The organism is Amycolatopsis sp. QT-25 (genome assembly GCF_029369745.1).
GTDB lineage: Bacteria > Actinomycetota > Actinomycetes > Mycobacteriales > Pseudonocardiaceae > Amycolatopsis.
The window spans coordinates 1,477,491-1,497,936 of sequence record NZ_CP120210.1 but is presented as its reverse complement, the minus strand read 5'-3'; the positions used below and the strand labels follow the sequence as shown (position 1 = coordinate 1,497,936).

Here is a 20,446-nt window from a genome sequence, read left to right as displayed (position 1 = left end):
GACCAGCGCCGGTCTTGGGCCGGTCTTGAAGTCCGTGAAGGCCTCCTTGAGGGACCCTGGGTCCCTCAAGGAGGCCTTCACGGACTTGCCACCCACACGACACGTTTGCCTTACCTCTCACGCCGCGATTGACCTACGGGCACTACTTCGGCTTGACCATCACGATCCCGTCGGCGGCGGCCAGGGTGATCGGAGCGGGCGGTGCCGGTGACGAAGACGGCTCGGACGGTGGAGAAGGCTCGGACGGCGAAGGCGGCGCGGAAGACGTCGTGGAAGACGTCGCCGCGGAGCGAGGGCTCATTACGACGAGTCCTTCGGGCGGCGTCACGGTCTGAGCCGCCGACGTGGGATTCACCGCGACCCAGCCGCCGGTGAAGGTCCGGGTCCACACCCCGTTGGGCTGCCGCCCCGCCGCGTCGACCGCTTCCCCGAGGTCACTGCCCTGCAGAACAGACCATTCGGGATCCCGGTAGTCGTCCGTGGTGGCCGGGGTCCAGCACGTCCGCGGACCGGCCAGCAACGCGGCACTCGCGTATCCCGCCCGGTGCTGCTGAACCGATCTCGTCCGGGTGACCAGCAGCAACAGTGACTCGCCGAGCGCGGCCTGGGCCCGCAACTCCTGGAACTCGTTGCCGCGGAAGGTGAGCAGGCCCCCCGTCCCGCCGTCCTCGCGGAATCCGAAGTTCTCCTCCATCGCACCGCCGAAGCGGGAATGCGCCGTCCACCTTCCCGGCAGCAGATGCGTCTCCGACACGTTCGGCACGAACAACTTCCCCGCCTTCTGCACGGCGTCCCCGATCAGCGCAAGGAAAGCGTCGAGCCCGTCACGCAGCTTCCGGTCGGTTTCCGCCGTGGTCGTCGTCCCGGCGAGGATGGCCGTCGAATAGTGGCTCAGGGAGTTGAAGTCGTTGTCCGCCAGGATCCCGTCCCAGCCCTCCCTGGTCACTTCCGTCATCACGGCGGAGATCCACGCCTTCTGGTAGGCCGGGTCCCATACCGTCATCTGCCAGTGCTTCGGGTAACCCTGCCATTCGATGTGCCGCCCTCGGGTGTCGGTCGCGAACCATTCGGGATGCGCGCGCTGCGCCGCGACGTAGCCGATGCCGCTCGGCAGGTACTCGGCGTCTTCACCCCCGTTCACCGCCCCCGCGTAGTTGCGGGTGCTGGACAGATCCTTGTAGACGAGCACCTTGACCCGCGGATTGAGCTCCCGCAGCGTCCGCATCGCCGAAGTCTGGTCGGCGTTGAGCACCACGACGTCGTACCGCCGGGCGGCCAGCCTCAGATCGTCCGCCGTCGGCGGCTGCCCGATCCCGTACCACCACGCGCACGGCGCCACCGGTTTCGGCGGTGGCGCCGTCGACTCGCCTGCCGAACTGGCCACACATCCGGCGGCCAGGACCACCGCGGCGCATCCGGCGGCGAGCCGGATGACGGCCGGGCGTCCGAACGTCAGCGCCGCCTTCGGCAAAACAGTTCTCCCATCGTGAGGATGATGATCTTGAGGTCGAGCCAGAGCGACCAATTCGCGATGTAGTAGTTGTCGTACCGGGCACGGTCCGCGATCGAGGTGTCCCCGCGCAGACCGTGGACCTGCGCGAGACCGGTCAACCCGGTCGGCACCCGATGGCGGGCCCAGTAGAGGTCGTGGACGGCGGAGAACTCCTCGACGAACACCGGCCGCTCCGGCCGCGGCCCGACCAGGACCATGTCCCCGCGCACCACGTTCCACAGTTGCGGCAGTTCGTCCAAAGAGGACTTCCGCAGGAACCGGCCGACGGGGCCGACCCGGTGGTCGCCCGCCACCGACCAGCGTGTCGCCGAATCGTCGACCGTCTCCTGCCGGACACTGCGAAGCTTGTACAGCAGGAAGGTACGGCCGTCCACGCCGACGCGCACTTGGCGGAAGATCACCGGGAACCCGCTCTCCAGCAGGACCGCGACCGCGCACGACGCGATCACCGGCGCCAGTACCACGAGCGCGACGGCGGCCAGCACGGCCTCGATCACGCGCTTGAGCAGCCAGCTCGGCCGCCGGGTCGGCGACCCGGCCAGCCGCATCAGCGGATAGCTCCGGATCCGGTCGACTCCGAGTCTGTCCGGACAGAGCGCGAACAGCCGAGGCAGGACCAGGGTGACGCACCCGAGCCGATGTGCCGTGACGGCCGCGTCGACGGCGGAGCTGTCGTCTTCTCCGGCGTGCGCGAGCACGACCGTCCCCGCGCCATGCCGGACGATGGCCTCGGCCAGCCCGTCACGGATCACCTCCACCGGGAGCGCGGACGTCTTCGCGATCGGGCCGGAGGGGACGAATCCCACCGGCAGGAGACCGAATTCCGGATGCCGCAGCATCGTGCGGATCAGGTCACCGCCACTGTCCCCCGCACCGACCACGATGGCGCGGTCACAGCGCCGAAGCCGCCTACGCCCCCATCGCCCGAAGGCGAACACCCACGGGCGCATGGCTTCGCTCAGTACGGCGAACTCCAGTACCAGCCGGTGAAGCGAGGTCATCCCCGATTCCACCGGCCCGGTCAGCGCCACCAAGCACGTGATCACCACGAACGCGAGCAGTGAAGTACCCACCGATCGCGGCAGGTCCTGCAGCCAGGACAACCACAGCCGGCGGCGGTGCACCCGTCCGGCGACACGGGCGCCCGCCAGGATCGTTCCGGCCAGAAGTGCTTGAGGCACGGTGGCTCCGGCGATCCGCGCCGCCACCAGCCACGCGATGACGTCGACCGCGACCAGCAGCACCGCGACGGCGTTCACCCGCGCCAGCAAGGGACGCCTCCGCCTGGTGGTGACCGGTCGCCGATACACCCGGTCCCGCAGTGGTGGTCCGGCGAGTGCCGGGGTCTTGAGTTCGGTCACCGCGCCGGTCCCCGCCGGGAGGGGCGAATTCGCCCGGCCGAGTGCTGCCCGGGTCTGCGTGGCGAACGGAAAACCCGCCCGCTGCCAGATCCGCCGTGGATCGATTTCGTCCTCACGATGAATTTCCACTTTCGTCACAAGCCAGCCAATCGGACCAAATCCTGCTCTGTCCGCCATCTTTTTGCTCGTATCCCACCCGGCGGACCCGATCGGGCGAACGGCGGGAATCCACCTTTCAGGGGATACCGGTGAACACGGTGTGTTTTCAGGGATCACCCTCCTTTCGGGGGATCTCGGCCGACCCTAAAGAAAGGGTTCAACATAGCCGAATATGAGCTGTCGGCCGAACCGAGGTTTACGGCCGTGCGGGTTGTTTCGAGTAGTCGAAGGGGATACGTGTCAGCGAATGAGACCGCTCTTGCCACGAGAGCGGAGCCGGACCGTGAACGGGCACGGACCACTGGACGGGCGCATGTCGTGCTGCCCGCGTTCAACGAAGAAACGGCCTTGCCCGTTCTGCTGGAACGGCTCGCCGAGGCCGCGCTCACCGAGGAGCTCACCGTCTGGGTGGTCGACGACGGTTCGTCCGATCGCTCCGCCGCCGTGGCCGAAGCCGGGTTCGGCGGACTGGACGTGCGCGTCGTACGGCACGCCGTCAATCTGGGCCTCGGTCGCGCCGTGCAGACCGGTCTCCGTGCCGCGCTGGAGAAAGCACAGGACGACGACATCGTCGTCGTCATGGACGCCGACGACACCCACGATCCCGGCCTGATCCGCCGCTTGCGGGAAGAGATCGCCGGCGGCGCGGACGTCGCCATCTGTTCGAGGTTCGTCCCCGGCGGCGACGATCGGACCGCGCCGCCGGTCAGGCGATTGCTTTCCCGCGGCGCCGCGGGGCTTTTCCGGCACGCCCTCGCCGTCGAAGGGGTCCGCGACTTCACCAGCGGCTACCGCGCCTATCGCGCCACGTTGCTGGCGAGAGCCTCGGCGCACTGGGGCGAGCGGCTCATCGAAGAGCAGGGCTTCGCGTGCATGGTGGAGCTTTTGCTCAAGCTCCGTCACTGCAGCCCGGTGATCGCAGAGGTTCCGCTCGCCCTGCGCTACGACCGCAAGCAGGGACCGAGCAAGCTGAAGCTCCGGCGGACGCTCGGGCAATACCTGAAACTGCTCGTCCGTGACCGGCTCAGCCCGGCGCCCTACCGGAAGTTGTGATCCTCCGGTGACGAACCCGTTCTCCTCTCCTGTCGCGGTGATCGGCGGCGGGATCTGCGGCCTGGCCACGGCCCACCGGCTCGCCCGCCGCGGGGTCGAGGTCACCCTGCTCGAAGCCAGTGATCAGCTCGGCGGGCTCGGCACGTTCTTCGCGCACGGTGAGCAAGCGGTGGAGCGGTTCTACCACTGCGTCATGCCGACCGACGCCGATCTCCTCGCCCTGCTGGACGAGGTGGGTCTGAAGGACGCCGTGCGCTGGCGCAAGACGACGATGGGCATGGTCGTCGACGGCCGCCGTCATCGGTTCAATTCCGCACTCGACCTCTTGCGGTTCACCCCGTTGCGGCTCCACGAGCGAATTCGGTTCGGCCTGGCGTCCTTGCTGGTGCGCCGGTGGGGAAACGGCCGCGATCTCGACCTGCTCCGCACCGAAGACTGGTTGCGCGGCCTCTACGGCCGCCGGATCTGGGAAGAGCTCTTCGCGCCGATGTTCGGCTCGAAATTCGGCCCCTCCTTCGGTGACGTCCCCGCGCTGTACCTGTGGCAGCGACTCGGCCGGGAACGCAATGTCGCGACGCGCGGATACCCCGGCGGGGGTTACCGGACGATCATCGACGCGCTGCGGAAGTCCATCGAGGACGCGGGTGGGACGATTCGCCTGTCGACCCCGGTCCATCGGCTGCGCAGCACCATCGACGGCTGCTCACTCACCCTGCCCGACGGTGAGGTGCTCGAAGTGGACAAGGTGGTGTCGACCCTTCCGCTGCCGCAGCTGCGCCGCCTCGCGGACGAGGAACTCGCGGAGTGCCTGCCGGGGAACGATCTCCGGTACCAGGGAGTGGTCACCGGGGTGTTCTTCCTCCGCCGTCGGCTGACCGGACACTACTGGACACCGGTGTTGCGCTCCGGTACGGGCTTCGACGGCGTGGTGGAGATGTCCGCCCTCACCGGTACCGAGGTACACGGTGGTGCCAATCTCGTCTACGTCATGCGCTACACCGACCGTTCGTCCCGGCTCTACCGAGGCGAGCCGGACCGTATCGCCGCTCAGTGGACGGATCAGCTCAGGCAGCTCTTCCCCGAGCTGCGCCCGGAGGACATCGAGTCCGTGCGGGTGTTCAAAGCACCGTTCGTCGAGCCGGTGTATCCACTGGGGTACCTGGCCGCACGGCCGCCCGTCACGGTCGACGGCACGAACCTGTTCTTGGCGACCACCGCACACGTGTACCCGGACGTCACGAGCTGGAACTCGAGCGTCAAGCTCGCGAACCGGGTGACCGGCCTGCTCTTCGAGAGTCTCGGCCGGCAGGACGTCGGCGAGCGGGTGCCGTGAGCGGTTCACCGCGGCGGGTTCATGCCTTCGATGGCGTCGACGATCCGGCGCGAGGCGGACCCGTCCCCGTACGGTGAAGGAATGTGCCGCAGCCGCTCGCGGTGCCCCGCCACGTCGTCCAGCCACAGTGCCGCCTCGGCACCGATCCGCGGCCCTGGCGGCACGAGTGTCCCGAAGTCACCGGAGATCTCGGGGCGCTCGGTACTGCGGCGGACCACGATCACCGGCCGTTTCAGCACACTCGCTTCTTCTTGGATACCACCGGAATCCGAGACGAGAACCGCCGCTTCGGCGGCCAGCGCGAGGAAAGACGGATAAGCCTGGGGTTCGAGCACCAGGAGCGGGACGAGGAGCCGGGTCAAGCCGAACCGACGCACGCTCTTGCTCGTCCGGGGATGCAAAGGGAGCACCACCGGAAGCGGCAGCTTGCCGAGCTCTCGCAGGATTTCCGCCAGCCGCGCGGGATCGTCGACGTTCTCCGGCCGATGGAGCGTCGCGAGCACGTATTCGTCCCGGCGCAATCCGCGAACGGAAAGGAGATCGGCCCTGGCCGCCGCGGACGGGAGCCCGGCGAGAAGGGCCTCGACGACCGTGTTGCCGGTGACCGCGATCCGTTCGGCGGCGATGTTCTCGGCGACGAGGTTTCGCCGATTGAGCTCGGTCGGGGCACAGCAGAGATCGGCGAGATGGTCGATGAGGACACGGTTGTGTTCCTCGGGCATCGCCCGGTCATGACTGCGCAGCCCGGCCTCGACGTGCACGAGCGGGAGTTCCCGTGCGTTCGCCGCCAGCGCCCCGGCGAGCGCGGACGTCGTGTCGCCCTGAACCAGCACCACCGGACGAGGGAACTCGGCCAGGGTCTTGTCGACGGCGCCGATCGCTTGGCCGAGCTGCGCGGCACGGCCGTCGGTGGTCACGCCCAGTTCGCGAAACCACTGCGACGACGGCAAGTCCGCGCGGATACGCGAGTACAACGACTCGTCGTAGTGCTGTCCCGTGTAGACGACGGCACAACGGTCACCGAGGCACTTCATCAACGGGGCCAGTTTGATGAGTTCCGGCCGGGTGCCACAGACCAGCACGACACCACCGGTCATCGTCCGCCGCCGCGACCATGTGAGCACGTCGGTCCGCTCTTCCGGTGGTGCGCCGGAACCGGTGACGATCGACATTCGGAGGTCCTTTCGACTCAGTTCTGCACGCACGCTACCCACCGAGACCACCGACGTCGTCACGATCAATCCATGGTGTGATCCGGTTGCGGTACTCACCAGAAAACACTCCACTCGAATAGGCTATGCCGATCGAATGCCCACACACAAAGGGAAAGTCCTTGCTCAAGAAATACCTCGCCCTGACGGCCGTGGTGCTCGCGACCGCGATCACCACCGCCGTTCCGCGTTCGGACGCGTCACCGGGCTTCCTGCTTCCCGATCTCCGGCAGGCACCACCGGGCTGCGCCGGAGGGTTCTCCGGTGATCCGCTTCGCTGCACCGACTGGGACGTGTGCATGGTGATCGATCCGGCCGCGCCGAACGGCCGCTGTGTTCTTCCCGCCGCCGCGAAAGCCGTCAGAATCCGCTTCACCAGCTCGGAAGAGAACATCGGCGACGGGCCTTTGCTGCTCTACGGCCGGCGCGACGACACGAAGCAATCCCGCATGTCCGTCCGTCAGGCCCTGCGCGACGCCAAGAACGGGTCCATCCCCGCCGACTACACCGCCGCACAGCGGCCGACCCAGGCCTTCACCTACTACGAACCGGCCATGGCCCATCAGCACTGGCACCTGATGAACTTCGAACATTTCGCGCTGACGTCGAAACAAGGGAAGGTCGTCGTCACCGACCGCAAGAACGGATTCTGCCTCGGCGACCGGTTCCCGATCGCCGACCCCGTCAAACCGGCCCGTGTCCCGGGGACCACCGGCCCGGACGCGGAACTCGCCAAGCGGCTCCGCGCGAACAACTGCCGTCATCACGAACCGAACGCACTCGACGTCGTCGAAGGGATCTCCGTCGGCTCAGGCGACGACTACAAGTACGACGTCGATTTCCAGTGGCTGGACATCACCCAGGTGCCCTCCGGGCTCTACACACTGGTGAACACGGTGAACGGGGACCGCACACTGCTGGAGACGAACTACGGGAACAATTCCTCGTCCGTGGCGCTGTCGATCGAATGGCCGGACGGCGATCCTGGGTTGTCCGGAGTCTTCTCACGTGGGCCGATCGTCAAATTCCTCCGCAGTTGCCCCGGACAGGCGCACTGCGGTTGACGTGGATTCCGTCGGCTGGCGGCGATCGTGATCTCTGGCAAGATCATGGGCAAGTCGCCGATCGGGACGGCGGGATGATGGGACCAGGCTGCCCGGGCCGTGCCGGGCGCCTGGCCTCATCCACCGGAAATCCGGACCTGGCACGCAAAAAGCCGCCGCGCGGAGAGATCTCCACGCGGCGGCTCCGAAGAGGATCGCTCAGTTCCCCTGCAGGGTCCCACCGTCCTGGATGAGGCCACTGGCGCAGTTGTCCGGGGTGGTGCCTTCGGCCTCGGTCGCGCCGGGCGACAGGACCGGAATGGCGATGCCTTCGGCGACGTCGCGGATCGGGACCTGGACGCCGAGCACGTTCACGTTGTTGTCGCAGACACCGGCGACGACGTTGAGGTTGTGGATCACGTCGAGGTTCTGGAGGTTGGCGAGCCCGAGCTGGTCGTTGTGGTCGATCGAGTGGGGGTAGTCCGCGACGGTGGTACCCGCCGCGGAGGCGGTTCCGCCGACGATCGCCATTCCGGCGGCAAGGGCGGTGGCGACGAAGCCGAGTTGCTTGATCATCTGGAAAACTCCTTGAGAATGTTGTCTCACCGGACGCCCCGGCGGACGAGAGAGCCGGGACGGTGGCGTTCGCCACGCCCCGGCGAGGTCGGTCATGGTGCGATGACGCCGGGTGGAGACGGCTTCGCGACCGGGCCCCACCCGTGTCGGCGTCACTCCGCGCCGTGGGAGGCCTGGAATACGGAGCAGGAGTGTGCAGCTCTCCCCGTCCTCCGGGCACCCGTCACGACAGCGGCGGGAATCGCCGACCCCGTGCCCCGGTCACCTCCCGTACAGGCGGGGGCGACCGTGGCACCGAGATTTTCTAGTTGTCCTGCACCGTGCCACCGTCGGTCACGGAACCCGAGGCGCAGTTGTACGGCGAAGTGCCTTCGGCCTCGTGCGAGCCCGGCGAGAGGATCGGCACCCCGATGCCGTTGAGCGAGTCACGGATCGGCACCTGGACACCGAGCACGTTCACGTCGTTGCCGCACAGGCCGAGCGTGGCGTTCACGTTGTGCAGCGCGTCGATGTTGTTCAGGTTGACCAGGCCGACCTGGCCGCTGTGGTCGTAGTCGTAGTAGTAGGGGTCAGGGGTGTCGGCGGACGCGACACCACCGGTGATGAAGGCTCCGGCGGCGATCCCGGCCGCGACAAACCCGATCTTCTTCAGCATTTGAGAATCTCCTCGATTCGGAAGATCGCTTCGGACGGACGTCAAGCAACGTGCTTATGTCCTGCGACGAGGGAAACGTACTGACACCGCAGGAACTTTTCCAGTTGGTGCCACCATCGTGTGGCTCCCGCGATGTCCTGAACACGCGATGCGTGGCCCGATCGGGCGAAGCGCTTCTCCGCGTCCCCGATAAGCCGGCCGTTCAGTCACTCGGTCAAAGTCGACCCGCGCTTCCGCCCAGCGCCTCGATTACCTTGTGATTACCCCTAAAGAGGCCATCCTCGACGCTGCGACCTGGGTTGCCGTCACCCGGTAGGATTGCCTGTTCCTTTTCCAGCAAGGATTTCCTCGATCGTCCCCAAGACCTCACCACTTCGATGAGCAGCCGAAACTCTTCCGCGGAACCGAAGACCGCCCCTGTTCACCCGTCGCCGTGTGTGTACGCTCCCCCGAAAGCGCCGCCCCTCCGATCGCCGAGGTGGCCGCGCACCACCCTGGTGACCCATCGCCTCGACAAACGGAGGATGTGGCGGTGAACGCCCTTGTCCTGGACGGCCGACGCGAACCGCGGGAGCGCATGGTCCGCCTGCTCGTGCACGCGCCGGGGATGCGGCGGGTCGGATCCGCCGGGACCAGCACGGAACTGATCGCCGAATTCCGTCTTCGGCCATCGGAGACGGTCTTCTTGAGTGCCCGAACCCCATCGGACGTCCTGACGGAGACGATCAGGACGATCATCGCGCTCCGGCCCGGCACGAGGGTCGTGGTGTTCGGCGCACCGGAACCGGCCTCCCTCGCGATCGACGTGATCAGGGCGGGGGCGTCCGCGTTCCTCGCCTGCGAAGCGAGCAGTACGAGCACCGGCACCTTCTCCTTGCCCGGGCCCCGGGTCACGGTGGAACAAGCGCCGGCCTTGTCGAAGCGGGAGATCGAAGTGCTGCGCGGGATAAGCCTCGGTAAAACGAACAACGAGATCGGCAGTGACCTGCGCCTCGCGGAGGACACGGTGAAAACCCACGCACAACGTCTGTTCAAGAAGCTGGCCGCCACCGACCGCGCGCACGCGGTCGGGCAGGCGATGCGCAAGAACCTCATCAGCTAGCCGCTTCCAGGCACGCCGGGTTCGAGTGTCCCGCGTACCCGGGCAGCTCTGGCGCCCCTTGCGCACGGCGTCCGCGAAGGACCGTCGTGCCGACCATGCACGTTGCACGAAAGACCTGGCTCACGTTCGCTTGTCCGGGAGAAAAAGTGACTGACCAACTCGTCACCGCGCCCACGGGCGCGGCTTTCACCTCGCAGCTGGTCTGTACGACCGGTGACCGCCTGATCCATCCGGCGGACGGCCGCAACGACCTCGCCCGCATCGTCGTGCGCTGGGCTCGAAGGTGGGTGCCCGAAACCTGGCCCGCCCGTGAGTACTTCGACGCGCTGGGGGTGGGTGACCCCGATTCACCCTGTTACGACGACGAAGCGGTCATGGGTTGGCTTTTACTGGAACCTCAGCCGAATTCACTGGCGTGGCAAGTGCGCACCGGACGAATCGACATCACCACCGCCCTCACCGCCGAAGCCGAAGCCTGGCCCGTCTGACGACTCGCTCGAAGTACGTGAAGACCTTCCTCCCTGCGCTGAAGCAGGAAAGGAGGCCGTCACGCACTTCGGCAGGTGAGGGTCGAGTTTCGTCGGCTGCGCCGGTGCGCCTGGGGCGACCGTAGGTACATGAAGGCCCCCTTCCTTGCGCTAGGCGCAAGGAAGGGGGCCTTCATGTACTACACGAGAGAGAGAACCACGGCGGCGGAATAACGGGCACTGGGGTCGTTGTGTCCCTTGTGGACTGTTGGACTCCGCGCCAAGTTGCCTTCCCCCCAACAGACACACGCCTCGCGCGAGCTGCCGCCCACCGGTAAGAAGCCGCAGGTGAACGGGGTGACCAACTCGAGCTGCGGGGCATTGCGTGAAGGCCCCCTTCCCCGCGTCTGGCGCGGGGAAGGGGGCCTTCACGGACCCGGAATCCCGAACGGCGATCGGTCCCTGGCGTTACTTCCGCAGCAGGTTTCCTACCGAGCCGGCGACTTGCTGAACCGCGGTCAGCTCGAGCACCCCGTTGTCTTCCAATGCGGGTGACGGGGTACCGGTGCCCAGCAGGGGCGCGTTCTGGGGCAGTGCGGCGATTTCACCGAGCACGGGCAAACGACCGTTCGTGGCCATCTTCGTGGGGAGGATCGACTCCCCGGCGGGCAAGAGCCCGCCCACCAACGGAAGCGTGGAGCCGGGAGTCCGGCGCTCGGTCGCAGACCTCGGCGCGGCGACGTGGACAGCGGTCACCCTGGTACCGGAGCCGGCGTCGAGCGGATCGGTGGCGACGGTCGTGTCGACCGGAGCGGGCAGTATCGCGAATTCGCTTTGGACGGGAAGGGTGGGCTTCCGCACCGGAAGCGAGGCGGGTGCCTGCTCGACACGCGTGAGAATCGGAAGGGCAGGCAATTCGGCCGCCCCCAGTTCGGCGCCCAGCGGGCCGTTCAGGTTCGGCTCCTGCGCCTCGCTCACGATCTCGTCGAGCCGCAGGGGAAGGAAGTCCAGCAACCCCGCCGGCACCGGGTACACCGGTCCGACCGGTGTGCTGGTGGGCGGCACCGCTGCCGGGACGTCGTGCACCACCGCGTCGACGGACGGCTGCAAGGAATCCTCGTCCGCCGCGTCCAGCTGTTGCAGCGGCCGCGCCTGCTTCACGGCCTCGCTCAGCCCGCTGGCCGCGGGGGCGACGATCTGGTCCAGCGGGGAGGCGGGCAGATCGGGGTTGAAGTTCTCGCTCGCCGAGGCGATACCCGTGCCCAGCATCAGCAGGCCACCGGTGGTCACGGCGCTCTGCAGCAGGTACTTCATCCAGTTTTGCATGACAAAACTCCTTTACTGACAAATGGGAAATACTTCGTGGCGCGCCGTTGGAACGAGTCGCGGACGACCGCCACGCGGAAAAGGGAACTACGGCAGGGGAACGCCGTGGACAACGGCGATCACCGCGGGAAAGCGACCACGCACGGAAGGGGAATCGACACCGGACGCGCAGGTGGTCGTGACAGGATCAGCCGGGAGTGACGTCCGGACGGCGCACCACGGCCAGCACGGCCTGGTGTCCGTCATCGCCGCGATCCGGCGAAACCCGATCGGCCCGGACAGGACGCCCGAGCAGGACGGCGCCACTTCCGTGGTCGCCGCCGCAGGCCACGGCGAGACTTGTCGACGTGCCGCACAGTGACATCGGTGACATCGGTGACCACGGTGACATGGGCGACATCGGTGACCACGGCGGACTCGACTTCCCCGCGGTGTGACCGGACGTGCGTGCGCGCGACGCCGAGAACGCAGGCTCGCCGGAAGAGTCGTCCCGGCAGGGTGCGGAGAGGGCGGTGCGGCCGTCGGCCGCTCCCTGGAAGTCCAGCGCGGACGGGGTGGTCACCGAGTTCGACACCGGCGGACCAGCGACGGAGGCAGAAACCGCCATGAGGTCTCGACTGACCTCACCCGGCCACCGCGGGCCGGAAGCGTCCAGGGCGGTGACAGCGTGACGGGCGGCCCCGTCGGCGGCCGTGACCACATTCGCCATCGATTTCGCCACGCCGTCGAACTTTTCGGCCGAGAGCACGGCGCGCTCGACGAGCGACAGCACGCTTTTCGAGTTCCGGGCAGGCGCAAGCACCGCGGGCACGGGCAACGACGGACTCGCCACCGCTGAAAGCGGATCACCCGACCACGCGGGGGTCGCCGTTTCCGGGAGATCGATCTCGACCGCGGTCATCGGAGCGAGCCATTCGGACGCTTCGTCGACGACCGGGACATCCGCCCTCGCGGTGACATCGCCCACGAGCCATCCCACGACGGTCGCCGCGATGACACCCCCCACCAGGACGAGCACACGAGTGAGAAGACGACCATCGGTCATCTCGCTTCCCGTGTGCGTCACAGCGCTGACTTCCTTCGCTCGTCAATTCTCTGATCGGCAGGCATCGCGTGCCGTCATCGCGGGTGAATGTTAGGTGCCACGCATCCGGCGCCGCAGCGCCCCCCTGGCGAAAAAACGCCCGCTGGCGGCGCGCGCGTCCGCTCATTCGAAGCTGACCAGCGACAATTCACTGAGTGCCGCCCTGGCGGCAAGGTCAATACCCACCCGGCCACTCCACTCGAATAGGTGACCGCGAGAAGGAATAACGGTCCCCTTCGGTGACACGATCGCGGGAACCGTATTCGAGTTCGTGCGACCGACCGCGGCGGACCGGCCGCCGAGCTCGTATTGCCGCGACGGCTTCTCAGCTCCAGGCGAACAGATCCTGCGTGAGGCCCATCGCCGCGAAGAGGTGGTCGCGGGACGTTTCGAGTTCCCGGCGCAGCCGGGCCAGATCCGTGTCGAGCAGCCGCCCTTTCCACTTGCGCACCTTGCCGGCGACGATCACCGTCTCGACGTTGGTGCGGTCCATCAGCGACACGATGGCTCCCGGCACGCTGTTGAGCGGGGCCACGTTGAGTGCGGTGGCGTCGAGCAGGACGATGTCGGCCTCCTTGCCGGGCGTCAGGGTGCCGGTCCTGCCGTCGAGTCCGAGATGCCGGGCACCGGTGACGGTCGCGTACCGCAGCACGTCGCGGACGGTGAGCAGTTCGGGCGTACCAGGGGCCGGCGTGGGCCAGTTGCCCGGCGGGACGAGGTCGCCTTGGTCCAGGACCAGCTGATTGACGAGCATGCGCTGCATGGTCATCGCGGAGCGCATCTGGGTGAACGGGTCCGCGGCCATCGTCGTCTCGACGTCGGAACTCAGCGAAGGCTCCATGCCGAGTCGCCGCATCTTCAGGATGGGCGGCGTGCCGTGCCGCATGCTCATCTCGATCGGGAAGGCCAGCGAGACCTGTGCACCGGCGTCCCGTAACCGTCGCCAGGTCCGGTCGGACATGCCGGTCATGTGGATGAACAGGTTGTCCGGCCCCACCTCGACCCCGGCGGCGCCCTGGGCGAGAGCGTCGAAGACCGGCCGCATCCCCCACGATCCGACCGCGTGCGCGGCGATCTTGAGCTCCAGCTCCCGGGCGATCGCCCAGGCGCGGGTGTACACCTGCCTGCCGAGGTGGAGCTCCCCGCCCATGACCATGCTCACCAGTTGGTCGTTCGAGGAGAACCACCGGTCCCGGAGGCGATAGGCGTCCTCTGGATACCGGGCTCCCGCGCGGCCGTCACCCTCGAAGAACCCGAACGCCGAACGCCGTCCGGTGTCGACGAGCGCCTGGATCGCCGCATCGGTGTGCTCGGGAGAGTGGTGGATCTGCGAGACGTCCAGCACCGTCGTGACACCGGCGTCGAGCTGCGAAAGCCCGGCGAACAACGAGTTGATGTAGACGTCCGGAGGCCGGTAGGCCCGCGCGAAACCCCCCAGGATGTGCTCGCCGTAGTTCGGGTACGCGCTCGGCGAACCCGAGTGGTCGTCGAGGAGCAGGCCGTTGGCGAGGAATGCGCGTTCCGCGGTCTCGAACAGATGGTGGTGCGTGTCGACGAAGCCCGGCAGCACGATGCGCCCCCGCGCGTCGAGCACGTCGGCGTGGCCGGCGCGGATGCCGGGGCGGATCTCGACGATCTTGCCGCCCTCGACCAGAACGTCGGCGGTCGCGAAATCGCCGACGTCCGGGTCCATGGACATCACCGCGCCGCCACGGATGACGTAGCGGCGTCCCGGTTGCCCGCTGTCCTTCGGCGGACGGCCATCGGCGGCCGCCTCGGCATCACTGTCCGCGGCGGCGGGACCGGCCGCGGACAGTCTCGTTCCCGCGGCCGCCACCGTTGCCGTCCTCAGGAAGTCGCGCCGCCCGGTTCGCGGAGCGGCCCGCTCCGGCGGCTCATCGTCGTCACGTGGTGCGGTCATGGGATGCCTTCCTGCCGGCGATGGCCCGGAGATCAGGAGGACCCGCCGCGGCGACGCATCCCGATCGGCCCTTCGAGTTGATGTGTCGACTGGAGGTTACGCGGCTGAGTTGACATGTCAACTCGCGGACTAGGATGGCGCCATGGAGCACCAGGGATTGACCGGACACGAGCTCCGCGCGTGGCGGGTGTCCTTTCAGATGCTGGAGCTGCTGCGGACCCGCATCGAGCAGCAGCTCCAGGCCAGCAGCGGCCTGTCCAACGCCGACTACACCGTGCTCGCGCTGCTGTCCGAGGCGCCGGACGGGCGGATGCGCGCCCACGAACTCGGCCGGATGGCCACCTGGGAGAAGAGCCGCATGCACCACCAGCTCACCAGGATGGGCAAACGCGGCCTGATCACCCGCGAACGATGCGGCTCGCGCGGCATGGAGGCGGTGATGACGGCGAAAGGCCGCACCGCGCTCGAGCAAGCCGCGCCCAGCCACGCCCAAGAGGTCCGGCGCCTTGTCATCGACCGTCTCACGCCCGAAGAATTGGACCGGTTCGCCGACATCGCCACCACGATCCTCGAGCACCTGCAAGCGGATCAGCCGACCGGCTGACGGCCGAGATGTCCACCACCGCCGGACCCCGGTGACGGACGAAGCCTCCCCGGCCACCGCCAGCCCACTGTCCACTTCGGACAGCAGGATGCCGGCCGGGCGTGCGGGAAGGGTTCCCGCGCCGGGCGAGCCGGCTGAACTCATCGCCGCGAGGCTGCCCGGAGTCGCACCGGCGTGCCCTCTAGGGTGACCGCATGTCGCTGGTGGGAAGGGGCGTCGAGCTGGCGCGGATCCGGCGCCTGCTGACGGAGGCGCGTGACGCGCGCAGCGGCGTGCTGGCGCTGCGGGCATCGGGAAGTCGGTCCTTCTCGACCACGCTGTGTCGATCGCCGAAGCCGAGGGCATGCACGTGGTCCGCGGGACGGGGGTCGAGTCCGACTCCGAGCTGGCCTATGGCGGTCTGCACCAACTGCTGTTCCCCCAATCGAGGTGCATCGCGCGTACGCCGACGCGCTCGGTACGGAGGCCGACGCGGACCGCCGGGCGTGGCACCTCGCCGCCGCCACCACCGCCCCCGACGAAGCGGTGGCCGCCGAACTCGAAGGTCGAGTACCTCGGTGGCTTCTGGATCATCGAGGCCGAGAACGACGACGTCGCGATCGAATGGGCCAAGCAGGCCTCGCGTGCGCTGCGAAGCAGGGTCGAGGTACGTGCCCTCCAGGAGGAACCCGCCGCCTGACGGCGAGTGCCGGCGGCCTTCCGGAAGAACCGTTCGGTGGGCCGGTTCGCCGCCGCCGGTTCCCTCGTTGTGGGGGCGGGTCTTCATCCGGGCGGGACCCGCGTCATCCGACGATGCGCCTCGGTCGACCGTGGCGTGTTCGGGCCGCGTCGCGCGCACGACTGGGCCCCGCCGGACGCCGCCGCACCCGACACCGTCGACAACTTGTCGAATATGCCCGTTCGGCAGACAAGCGAGCCCGGTTCGTGATTGTTTGTGCGCGCACGTGTTCCACGAAAGAACTGGGGCCATCCAAGTGAAGAAGAAGATCGCGGCGGCCGCCGCCGTCATGGGCGCGCTGGCGTCGATGATCGCGCTCGCGCAACCCGCCAGCGCGGGCGTCGACCCGAGGTACTACCACGAGTCCAGCTGGTCGACCGAGGGCGACTGCAAGCTCAACGGCCACACCGGCCAGCAGAACGGCCGGTGGTCGGCCTACTTCTGCTCCGCGTCGACGTGGTCGTGGGATCTCTACGTCAAGCGGTAGCCGCCTGCCCGGTCCTCCCACGCGATCGCGTGGGAGGACCCACCGGCAGCGGTCAACCCAACTGTTCCAGCCCGTGCTCCCACCGTTGCCGCCGCTCGGCGTGGTCTTGCTCCCACCACGGGGTGCCACGCTCACCGAGGGCGACCTTGGCGGCGTGCACCCGCGCCCGGGCCTCCCGCTCGGCTTCGGAGTCCTGAGCACGAAGGGCCGCGCCGACGTCCCGGCGGGCCCGCATCAGCAGGCCGCGCAACCGGGCCGCCGCTTCCTCCGGGATCTCCGGATCGGTCGCTCGCCAGCGCCGGCCGTCGATCACGACGAAGTGCCCGTCGGGCGTGCGCTCCGGCTCAGCCATCCGCGTCCCCGGACAGCCGGATCCTGATCGGTCCCGCCCACTCTCCGTCCGGGTCGAGCGACCGGTCGCCCTGGGTCAGCCGCACCTCGCCCGCTCGTGCGAGTTCGCGTGCCAGTTCCCGAGCGCGTGGCATCAGCGGACGCCACTCGTCCGCCAGCGCCCTGGCCGCGTCGGAAGGACAGGTGCTGCCACCTTCGCCTCGCGCGAACGCCAAGGCGAGGATCGCGGCCCGCAACCGCCCGGGAAGCGGCCCGGTGCCCAGAGCGGTCCGGGAGTGAGCCGCGCCCGGCCCACCGCTCTGCCGGATCCGCTCCAGTTCTCGTCGTGGCCCTGGCCGATCGGTCATACCCCCAGGGTCGCACCGATCGCATCACCTCGCCGCGTGCGCGGACCCGGAGGGGAAGCGACCACGCCGGGTGATCATCGTGTCGTGATTTCCGGTCATTTCCTCGAAAAACGGCGACGGGAACCCACGCTGAGTGGATTTTCCCGACGTTACCGAATCTTCCGTACAAGCACCGATCGGGTGAATGTATCGACTGCCCGCGACCTGGGGAAACAGCGGAAAAACGCAGGCAGAACGGATTCGAATACACATCGTGAGCATTGATTGACAGATCGTTTCGATGTTAGGAATTGACCTTCCGGAATCGAATCCCGTTGCGGATGACTCTGCACAAGGACAGGCCCCGATGATCACTCCGCAGGTTTCTCGCGGTCATGCACGCCCACCGACGATTCACGCGCTCATCGCGCTGGTGCTGGTCGCGTTGCCATTGTCCGGCTGCGGCACGACCGCGAACGAAGGCGGTGCCGTCACCCCGTCGGCCGCACGGACCCACTCCCCCGAAGCACTCGCCGCGCTGCCGGAGGCGAACACCTTCGGCGAGCTGGTCTCCGCGCCCGCCGACCCGCTCCCCACCGCACCCACCGGCGGCGAAGTACTGCATCCCAAGGAAGACGCGGTGATCCACCGCGCCCCCGGCGCGGAGCCGATCGCCCGCTTGCCCGAAACGCAGATCGGTTCGCCGACCTGGGTGCCGGTGATCGCCCGGCAGGGCGAGTGGGCCCAGGTACTGCTGCCCGCCCGTCCCAATGGGGCGACGGGGTGGCTGCGTGCCACGCCGGACACCGTGGAATCGGCGCTCAACGACTTCCACGTCACCGTCGACCTCGCCGATTTCCGCTTGCGAGTCTTCGAAGCGGGCAAGCAGACCGGCTCGTGGACCATCGGAATCGGCAAGCCCGAACACCCCACGCCGACCGGCCGCGCGTTCATCCTCGCTTCGATCAAGGAAAGCGTGAACACCTACAGCCCGATCGTGTTGCCGCTGAGCAGTCATTCCGATTCGCACGAGACCTTCGGCGGCGGTCCCGGCACGGTCGGCCTGCACACCTGGCCTGACGACAGCTTCGTCGGCAAAGCCACCAGCGACGGGTGCATCCGCGTCACCCGCGAGGCGCTGAACCGCCTCGTGGACTTGCCGCTCGGCACCGTCGTCCAGATCGCCTGATTCCCTCACGGAGGTATTTTCCTTGTCCCCGCGCAAAACGAGTGTGCTCGCCGGTACGACGGCGGCACTGCTCGCCCTCACCGCCCTGCCCGCCACGGCCGCGCCCGTCGCGTCCGCGTACGCCATCACCGCTTCCGGCCTGACCAAGATCCCCCGCACCCCGTCGGTCTCCGGCACCGGCAAGGAATCCCTCACCTCGGTGGGACTGCCGACTCCCGGCCCGGCGTTGATCACCGCGAAGGCCCTGAACGCCGAGGTGCAGCCGGGGCAGGCCCGGTCCGGGGTAGCCGGTCTCGCGCTGAACCTCGGCCTCTTGCCCACCACGGTCGCGCTGCCCGGCTTGAGCGCCGACGCCATCGAGGCCGAATGCCGTGACGGCAAGGGGTCGGCGTCGATCACCAGGCTGAAGGCAGGCGGCAAGGCGCTCGACCTCGACCAGGTCCCGCCGAACACGACCATCCCGCTCGCCCAGCTGGCCGAACTGGTGGTCAACAAGCAGACCAAGAACGCCGACGGCACCCTCACCGTGACCGCGGTGTCGGCCAGGCTCCTCGGCAGCGCCCAAACCCTGGACATCGCGTCGGCCACCTGCGCCAGGTCCGGCGCCACCCCGGAACCCCCGACCAAACCCGCCGGTGACAAGCCCCAGCCGGGTGGCAAGGCACCCAAGCCCACCCCTGTCTCCGCGCACCTGGACGTCACCGGCTGACATAGTCGCCCGCACCGAAGGCGCCCTTCACCACGTCAGCCGCAGTGGAGGGCGCCTTCGCCTCGTCGATGTCACGTGCCAGGGCCCGCGGGCGGTCAGGGCGGCGGCGACGCTGTTCACCGGCCGAATAGAGTGGCCCGATCCACTGGTTCGCGCACACCACGAACGGATGGTTGTGGTGACAGGTTCAGGACGGCCGGTTTCGCCCCGGCTGACGGTCGTCGGCTCCGGTGACACTTCCGGTGGCTCCGCGGGACGGTGGGCGGCCGTCACCGATGGCACGGCTCCGCTCACCGTCGGCGGGATGGCGGCGGGCGGGTTCGGGGTCGAGGCCGCGAAGTCGTTCCTGGCGGGCGAGCCGGCCGGGCGATGGTGGTTCGTGCTGGCCTTCGCCGCCGCGCTCGGCCTCGTCGCGCTCGGCCTGTGGGCGAGGAGCCGTCTTCGCCGTCGAGTACGGGTCGGCATCGTGGTCACCGCGGCGGACGGCAGGCGCGGACAGGCTCGCGCCCGGCAACTGGAGCAGCAGGCGGAGAAGTTCAGCCAGCGCACCTGCACGATCACGCTGAAGACCGGCATCGAGTTGCCCGGCGACGGCGCCCGGGACCGCGAACTGGTCGACGCCCTCGCCGACGAGACGTTGTCCGCCACCACGATGGCCGAACGCCTGACCCCCGACGCCGTCCGGATCGACCTGATCCCCACCATGCCGCTGCACGTCGCGTTCCGGTTCGGCGCCCGGCTGGGCCACACCCACGCTCGTGAGGTGGTGGTGCACGCCATCCGGCAGGCGGACGGCGCGCCGGCGTACTTCCCCGCGACGTCCTTGCGCGCGATCGATTCCGACGTCGAACCGCTGGACGTCGACCGGCTGGAGGCCGTCGACGACGGCGACCCGGACAAGGTCGCCCTCGCGGTGGATCTGCAGGGCCGCGGCGACCAGTTCTTCGACCAGGTGATGGCGTCCTGCCGTCGCCATGGTTTCGGCTACCTCCTGCGGATCCGGACCGGGTCACCGCTGCTGACCGAGGACACCGCCACCTTCACCGGGGCGGTGGAGCAGATCTGCCGCGCCTGGCGGGAGGCGCCGCTGACCGCCGGCGCCCGGACCGGCGGGCACGCGATCTTCCTCAGCGGGCCGGTCGCGATCGCGGTCGCACTCGGTGCCCGGCTGGCGGCGCCGGAACACGGCCGGTGGACGGCGTTCACCTTCGACGCGGTCAGCGACTCCTACGAGCCGTTTCCCCCTTCGCCCTGATCG

Annotated in this window: 21 protein-coding genes; 11 read left to right on the top strand and 10 right to left on the bottom strand. The window is 68.4% G+C overall.

Features of this window, described 5'->3' with window-relative positions:
* Window positions 1–142: 142 nt before the first annotated feature.
* Together P3102_RS07165 and P3102_RS07160 are read right to left on the bottom strand one after the other, a co-directional pair.
* Window positions 143–1,471 (bottom strand): putative glycoside hydrolase family 15 protein, encoded by a 1,329-nt coding sequence (locus P3102_RS07165; protein ID WP_276367561.1) that lies wholly within the window; start codon window positions 1,469–1,471, stop codon window positions 143–145.
* Window positions 1,453–3,003, bottom strand: coding sequence for an exopolysaccharide biosynthesis polyprenyl glycosylphosphotransferase (locus tag P3102_RS07160; RefSeq protein WP_276367559.1), 1,551 nt, complete (start codon window positions 3,001–3,003; stop codon window positions 1,453–1,455). Before P3102_RS07160 ends, P3102_RS07165 begins: the two co-directional genes overlap by 19 nt.
* A gap of 267 nt (window positions 3,004–3,270) precedes the next feature.
* Between P3102_RS07160 and P3102_RS07155 the strand changes: the two genes are divergently transcribed.
* Both P3102_RS07155 and P3102_RS07150 read left to right on the top strand, forming a co-directional pair.
* On the top strand, window positions 3,271–4,086 hold the full coding sequence (locus tag P3102_RS07155; protein WP_276367557.1) for a glycosyltransferase: 816 nt from the start codon (window positions 3,271–3,273) through the stop codon (window positions 4,084–4,086).
* A 7-nt stretch (window positions 4,087–4,093) separates the two neighbouring features.
* Window positions 4,094–5,419, top strand: a complete 1,326-nt coding sequence (locus P3102_RS07150) for an NAD(P)/FAD-dependent oxidoreductase (protein ID WP_276367555.1) — start codon at window positions 4,094–4,096, stop codon at window positions 5,417–5,419.
* Window positions 5,420–5,424: 5 nt separating this feature from the next.
* Here the strand turns inward: P3102_RS07150 and wecB are convergent, their stop codons facing one another.
* Entirely contained in the window at window positions 5,425–6,591 is a 1,167-nt protein-coding gene (gene wecB, locus P3102_RS07145; protein ID WP_276367554.1) for a UDP-N-acetylglucosamine 2-epimerase (non-hydrolyzing), read from the bottom strand.
* Window positions 6,592–6,752: 161 nt separating this feature from the next.
* Here wecB and P3102_RS07140 point away from each other — a divergent pair, with 161 nt between their 5' ends.
* On the top strand, window positions 6,753–7,694 hold the full coding sequence (locus P3102_RS07140; RefSeq protein ID WP_276367552.1) for a lysyl oxidase family protein: 942 nt from the start codon (window positions 6,753–6,755) through the stop codon (window positions 7,692–7,694).
* Window positions 7,695–7,892: 198 nt separating this feature from the next.
* Here P3102_RS07140 and P3102_RS07135 read toward each other — a convergent pair whose 3' ends face one another.
* Together P3102_RS07135 and P3102_RS07130 are read right to left on the bottom strand one after the other, a co-directional pair.
* Window positions 7,893–8,249, bottom strand: a complete 357-nt coding sequence (locus tag P3102_RS07135) for a hypothetical protein (protein ID WP_276367550.1) — start codon at window positions 8,247–8,249, stop codon at window positions 7,893–7,895.
* 304 nt (window positions 8,250–8,553) lie between these two features.
* Window positions 8,554–8,904, bottom strand: coding sequence for a hypothetical protein (locus P3102_RS07130; RefSeq protein ID WP_276367548.1), 351 nt, complete (start codon window positions 8,902–8,904; stop codon window positions 8,554–8,556).
* Between the two features lie 532 nt (window positions 8,905–9,436).
* Between P3102_RS07130 and P3102_RS07125 the strand changes: the two genes are divergently transcribed.
* Together P3102_RS07125 and P3102_RS07120 are read left to right on the top strand one after the other, a co-directional pair.
* The gene (locus P3102_RS07125; protein WP_276367547.1) at window positions 9,437–10,006 is read left to right on the top strand and encodes a response regulator transcription factor; all 570 of its coding nucleotides are present in this window, start codon (window positions 9,437–9,439) and stop codon (window positions 10,004–10,006) included.
* 146 nt (window positions 10,007–10,152) lie between these two features.
* Window positions 10,153–10,494, top strand: coding sequence for a hypothetical protein (locus P3102_RS07120; RefSeq protein ID WP_276367545.1), 342 nt, complete (start codon window positions 10,153–10,155; stop codon window positions 10,492–10,494).
* Between the two features lie 447 nt (window positions 10,495–10,941).
* Here the strand turns inward: P3102_RS07120 and P3102_RS07115 are convergent, their stop codons facing one another.
* From P3102_RS07115 to P3102_RS07105, 3 genes are all read right to left on the bottom strand, one after another.
* On the bottom strand, window positions 10,942–11,799 hold the full coding sequence (locus tag P3102_RS07115; protein WP_276367543.1) for a hypothetical protein: 858 nt from the start codon (window positions 11,797–11,799) through the stop codon (window positions 10,942–10,944).
* Window positions 11,800–11,986: 187 nt separating this feature from the next.
* On the bottom strand, window positions 11,987–12,865 hold the full coding sequence (locus P3102_RS07110) for a hypothetical protein (protein ID WP_276367542.1): 879 nt from the start codon (window positions 12,863–12,865) through the stop codon (window positions 11,987–11,989).
* A gap of 343 nt (window positions 12,866–13,208) precedes the next feature.
* Window positions 13,209–14,804: an amidohydrolase family protein gene (locus P3102_RS07105; protein WP_276367541.1), complete on the bottom strand. Its 1,596-nt coding sequence runs from the start codon at window positions 14,802–14,804 to the stop codon at window positions 13,209–13,211.
* A gap of 142 nt (window positions 14,805–14,946) precedes the next feature.
* Between P3102_RS07105 and P3102_RS07100 the strand changes: the two genes are divergently transcribed.
* The 3 genes from P3102_RS07100 to P3102_RS07090 all read left to right on the top strand — a co-directional run bounded on the left by P3102_RS07100 (window position 14,947) and on the right by P3102_RS07090 (window position 16,613).
* Complete coding sequence (locus P3102_RS07100; protein ID WP_276367539.1) at window positions 14,947–15,408, top strand: MarR family transcriptional regulator; 462 nt, start codon at window positions 14,947–14,949, stop codon at window positions 15,406–15,408.
* 319 nt (window positions 15,409–15,727) lie between these two features.
* Window positions 15,728–16,087, top strand: a complete 360-nt coding sequence (locus tag P3102_RS07095; protein WP_276367538.1) for a YciI family protein — start codon at window positions 15,728–15,730, stop codon at window positions 16,085–16,087.
* Between the two features lie 295 nt (window positions 16,088–16,382).
* Complete coding sequence (locus P3102_RS07090) at window positions 16,383–16,613, top strand: hypothetical protein (RefSeq protein WP_276367536.1); 231 nt, start codon at window positions 16,383–16,385, stop codon at window positions 16,611–16,613.
* A 52-nt stretch (window positions 16,614–16,665) separates the two neighbouring features.
* Here the strand turns inward: P3102_RS07090 and P3102_RS07085 are convergent, their stop codons facing one another.
* Together P3102_RS07085 and P3102_RS07080 are read right to left on the bottom strand one after the other, a co-directional pair.
* On the bottom strand, window positions 16,666–16,965 hold the full coding sequence (locus P3102_RS07085; RefSeq protein WP_276367535.1) for a hypothetical protein: 300 nt from the start codon (window positions 16,963–16,965) through the stop codon (window positions 16,666–16,668).
* A complete protein-coding gene (locus P3102_RS07080) occupies window positions 16,958–17,311 on the bottom strand; it encodes a DUF3253 domain-containing protein (protein WP_276367533.1) in 354 nt (117 codons plus the stop codon). The genes P3102_RS07085 and P3102_RS07080 overlap by 8 nt, the downstream gene beginning before the upstream one ends.
* A 346-nt stretch (window positions 17,312–17,657) precedes the next feature.
* On the opposite strand from P3102_RS07080, the gene P3102_RS07075 reads away from it, so the two are divergent.
* The 3 genes from P3102_RS07075 (at window position 17,658) to P3102_RS07065 (ending at window position 20,443) form a co-directional block, all read left to right on the top strand.
* The gene (locus P3102_RS07075; protein ID WP_276367531.1) at window positions 17,658–18,479 is read left to right on the top strand and encodes a L,D-transpeptidase; all 822 of its coding nucleotides are present in this window, start codon (window positions 17,658–17,660) and stop codon (window positions 18,477–18,479) included.
* A 22-nt stretch (window positions 18,480–18,501) separates the two neighbouring features.
* Entirely contained in the window at window positions 18,502–19,188 is a 687-nt protein-coding gene (locus P3102_RS07070) for a choice-of-anchor P family protein (protein WP_276367530.1), read from the top strand.
* Window positions 19,189–19,366: 178 nt separating this feature from the next.
* A complete protein-coding gene (locus P3102_RS07065; RefSeq protein ID WP_276367528.1) occupies window positions 19,367–20,443 on the top strand; it encodes an SAVED domain-containing protein in 1,077 nt (358 codons plus the stop codon).
* Window positions 20,444–20,446: the final 3 nt, after the last annotated feature.